The 4151-nt window shown below is 64.3% G+C and carries 5 protein-coding genes and 1 tRNA gene; 3 read left to right on the forward strand and 3 right to left on the reverse strand.

The window, feature by feature from the left end:
* Positions 1-829, forward strand: an 829-nt coding sequence (locus ACNI3Q_RS14610) for a nucleotidyltransferase domain-containing protein (protein WP_426277957.1), incomplete at its 5' end; no start/stop codon positions are given.
* A 127-nt stretch (positions 830-956) separates the two neighbouring features.
* Here ACNI3Q_RS14610 and ACNI3Q_RS14615 read toward each other — a convergent pair.
* Positions 957-1577, reverse strand: coding sequence for a J domain-containing protein (locus ACNI3Q_RS14615; protein WP_426277959.1), 621 nt, complete (start codon positions 1575-1577; stop codon positions 957-959).
* Between the two features lie 35 nt (positions 1578-1612).
* Here ACNI3Q_RS14615 and ACNI3Q_RS14620 point away from each other — a divergent pair, with 35 nt between their 5' ends.
* Entirely contained in the window at positions 1613-1897 is a 285-nt protein-coding gene (locus tag ACNI3Q_RS14620) for a BolA family protein (RefSeq protein ID WP_426277961.1), read from the forward strand.
* Between the two features lie 106 nt (positions 1898-2003).
* Here the strand turns inward: ACNI3Q_RS14620 and tig are convergent, their stop codons facing one another.
* Entirely contained in the window at positions 2004-3614 is a 1611-nt protein-coding gene (tig, locus tag ACNI3Q_RS14625; RefSeq protein WP_426277965.1) for a trigger factor, read from the reverse strand.
* A gap of 61 nt (positions 3615-3675) precedes the next feature.
* Positions 3676-3760: transfer RNA gene (locus ACNI3Q_RS14630), tRNA-Leu, on the reverse strand.
* Positions 3761-3900: 140 nt separating this feature from the next.
* On the opposite strand from ACNI3Q_RS14630, the gene ACNI3Q_RS14635 reads away from it, so the two are divergent.
* Entirely contained in the window at positions 3901-4116 is a 216-nt protein-coding gene (locus ACNI3Q_RS14635) for a hypothetical protein (protein WP_426277963.1), read from the forward strand.
* Positions 4117-4151 lie beyond the last annotated feature (35 nt).

Raw genomic sequence — 4151 nt, forward strand, 5'->3', positions numbered from 1 at the left:
GCTGGCCAAGCATGAGTGGAAGAAGAAGGGCCGCATCCTCAAGGTCATCCTCTATGGCAGCTATGCCAGGGGCGGCTGGGTCGATGAGCCGCATACCGCCAAGGGCTACAAGTCGGACTTCGACCTCCTGGTCATTGTCAACGACAAGCGCCTCACCGACCGGGTCACCTACTGGCTGAAGCTCGAGGACCGGCTCAACCGCGAGCTTGGCATCACCAGGACGCTGAGCACCCCGGTCAACTTCATCGTCCATACCCTGCAGGAGGTGAATGACGGGCTTGCCCATGGCCGCTATTTCTTCATGGACATCGCCCGCGACGGCATCGCGCTTTACCAGTTCGACGATACCGAGCTCCACACCCCCAAGCCCAAAACGCCCGAACAGGCCCTCGCCATGGCGACAGAATACTTCGAGGAGTGGTTCCCTGCAGGAATGCGCAAGTTCAAGTTGTCGCAGGATGCCATGGCCCAAAGCTTCTCGAAGGAAGCGGCTTTCTTGCTCCATCAGACGACCGAAACGCTTTACCACTGCCTGCTGCTGGCCGTGACCTTCTACACGCCGCATGTTCATAATATCGGGTTCCTGCGCACCCAGGCCGAGCGGCTGGACCGGCGGCTGGTCGATGTCTGGCCTGCCGATCGCCGGTTCGAGCAGCGCGCCTGGGAGAAGCTCAAGGAAGCCTATGTGAAGGCCCGCTACTCCAAGCACTACCGGATCAGCGAGGAGGAGCTTCGCTGGCTCGGCGAACGGGTCGAGGAGCTTGGCCGCGTGGTGCATTCGGTGTGCTCGGAGCGAATTACTCAACTCCATTTAGAGCAGGCGGGCTAATGGCAACTTGAACAGCCCCGGAATTGCTAGCTCGGTTCAAGCCATTGCAAGCGATGTTCGTAGAGTGCAGTGAACCAGACCCGATCCTGTGCAGTTCGATTGCACCGGCATCGCAAATAGCCCACTCTCACGCAAACACGGCCGATCCCTTCAGCGTGTCATATGCCTCGATCACTGCCTGTAGCGCGCGTTCATGGGTGCGGTCGCCGCCGTTCCGATCCGGGTGGAACTTGCGGACCAGTTCCGAATAGCGCTGGCGCAGCGCCCGCCGGTCGACGTCGATCGGCAGGTCCAACACCTTCAGTGCGGCACGCTCGCGGCCCGTCAGGGGGCGGCCGTCCGGACGCTGCCGCTCCTCCTCCATCCGACGCTTGAACCGTGCGCCGATAGCGTCCAGCGGATCGGCGAAATCGGCCCAGCGCGGTGGCCGGTCCGCCCCGCCGGTTGCGTTGAAGGCACGGGTTTCTCGTTCCCACCCCGCGGTCGGGCGCTGCGCCTCGTGAATCTCGTCCGGCGTCATGCCGGTGAAGAAATTATACCGCGTGTTGAATTCGCGGACATGGTCCAGGCACAGCCATTGATACTGACCCGGGCCGTCAAAGCCCGATCCGGCGGTACCCAGCGGCGCGCGAAATTCGCCCGGCTCGTTGCATCCGGGATGGGCGCACACCTGGCCGGTCCCCTCCACCCGGCCGTGAAAGCGCGTGCGGGGTCGGTCGGCGCGCGGGGAATCAGAACGGCTTGCCACGTGGCTCCTCGAAACAAATCGTCTATATAGGGGGGATGACCGATCCCGCTACCGGCCCTGTTGCCGCCGAAGTCACTGCTCGTCTCACCCTCGCCTTCGCGCCTTCGCTACTTAAGGTGGTGAACGACAGCCATCACCATGCCGGCCATATGGGCGATGACGGGACGGGCGAATCGCATTTCACGGTGACGATCGAAAGCGCTGTTTTTGCGGGCAAATCGCGCGTCGAACAGCAACGGATGGTGAATCGCGAACTTGCCGACCTCCTCGCCGGCCGAATCCACGCGCTCGCCATCCGCACGCGAGTTCCCGCCACCTGAGCATCGGCGCCCTGCCCCGCCACTGACAACCCGGACAGAAATGAGAAGGCCGGAGCATCGCCCCGGCCTTTCCGATTTCAAATGTCCGCGGTCAGCGGCCAGTTCGTCAGGCTTCGGTCTTCTTCTTGGTCGGAGCCTTCTTCTTCGGGGCCGCTGCGGGCTGGTCGGCGTCAGCGGCGAGCGCTGCCTCGGCCGGTTCCGCCTTCTTCTTGGCCGGCGCCTTCTTCTTCGGCGCCTCTTCCGTCACAGTTTCCGCTTCAGGCTCGGCCTTGGCAGCAGCCTTCTTGGCCGGAGCCTTCTTGGCGGGTGCAGCCTTCTTGGCGGCGGGCTTTTCGTCATGGTCGTGGTCGTGACCGCAGCCCGGGCCATGAACATGCGGAACCGCGCCGTCTTCGCTCTCGATCGCAGCTTCCAGTTCCTCGCGCGTCACTTCGCGGTCGGTGATCTCGGCCTTGCCGAACAGGAAGTCGACGACCTTGTCCTCGAACAGCGGCGCACGCAGCTGGGCGGCGGCCATCGGCTCCTGCCGGATATACTGGACGAACCGCTCGCGATCCGACGGGTTATACTGCTGAGCGGCCTGCGCGATCAGGCGGTTCATTTCCTGATCGGACACGGTCACGCCATTGGCCTGGCCGATTTCGGACAGGAGCAGGCCCAGACGGACGCGGCGCACCGCGATGGCGCGATAATCGTCCTTTTCCACTTCCAGCTCGGCCAGCGCGGCATCCTTGTCCGCCTCATGGCCCGCTTCGTGGACCAGCTGCTGCCAAATCTGGTTGAACTCGGCCTCGACCATCGACGGGGGCACGTCGAAATCATGATTGGCGGCGAGCTGATCCAGCAGCTTGCGCTTCATGTACGTGCGGGTCAGACCGTTCAGCTCCTGCTCGATCTGACCCTTGATCAGGCCGCGCAGCTGCTCAAGGCTTTCGAGGCCCAGCGACTTGGCGAACTCGTCATCCACCTTGGTCTCGCCGCCGACGCGAACCGCAGTCACCTTGACGGCGAACTCGGCATCCTTGCCCGACAGGGTGTCGACGCCGTAATCGGCGGGGAACGTCACCTTGACGGTGCGCTCTTCGCCGACCTTCACCCCCTTCAGCTGCTCTTCGAAACCGGGGATCAGGCGACCCGAACCGATTTCGATTGACATGTCCGTGCCGGTGCCGCCGTCAAAGGCGACGCCGTCGACGGTGCCGACGAAATCCATGACGACCAGATCGCCTTCGGCAGCCTTGCGCGTCTTCGGCGCATCCTCGAACCGCTTCTGCTGGCTGGCCAGCTGGTTCAGCTGGGCATCGACCGCCGCATCATCGGCCGGAACGGTCAGCCGCTCCAGCGCCAGCCCGTCGATCGACGGCGCGGGCACGTCGGGCAGCACTTCCAGCGCAACCTTCACCGCGGCATCCCCGCCGGGCTTGTATTCGCCGTCCAGCTCGACCGAAGGCGCCATCGCGGGGCGCAGCTTCTTTTCGGCGATCAGGGTCTGAATACCCTCCTGGATCGAATTGTTCAGCGCATCGGCGGCCAGCGCCTCGCCGTGCATCTTGCGCACCAGGTTGGCGGGCACCTTGCCAGGACGGAAGCCGGGCATCCGCACCTGCGGGGCGACCCGCTTCACCTCGGCATCGACGCGCGCGTCGATATCCTTGGCAGTGATGGTCAGCGTATAGGCGCGCTTCAGGCCCTCGTTCAACGTCTCGACAGTCTGCATTCCAATGCTTTCCAGTTCATCCATCGGGGTCATTGAGTGCCCTGGCCATCGGGCGACGGACTGGTGCGGGCGAAGGGAGTCGAACCCCCACATCTTTCGATACTGGAACCTAAATCCAGCGCGTCTACCAGTTCCGCCACGCCCGCAAACCGTCATCGGGACACCGCCGGTCGGCGGCGTCTATAGCAGGCAAGGGCCGTTGGGCAAGCCGTTCAATCGGGCGGTGCCAATCGGCAGCGGATAGACTTGCCCGCTGGCGCGTTCAACCGGCAAGAGGAGAAACGCGATGCCCGTCGAGCCCCCCATTCCCGAAACGCCCGTGCCGAACCCGCCGACACAGCCCACTCAGCCGCCGCCGGAACATCCCGGCCAGCCTCAGCCGGGCCAGCCTGCGGCCCCGCCGCCTGAAATCGACGTGCCCGGACCCGATATCGACGTGCCATCGCCGATGCCGGGCGGCGATCCGGGTCCGGCAACCATTCCGGGCCAGCCCGTCGCCTGAACGCCGATCAAGCCTGCGCCTGGCCTGTTCCTCGA

The sequence above is a fragment of the Sphingomonas eleionomae genome (assembly GCF_049889035.1).
Taxonomy (GTDB): Bacteria; Pseudomonadota; Alphaproteobacteria; order Sphingomonadales; family Sphingomonadaceae; genus Sphingomonas.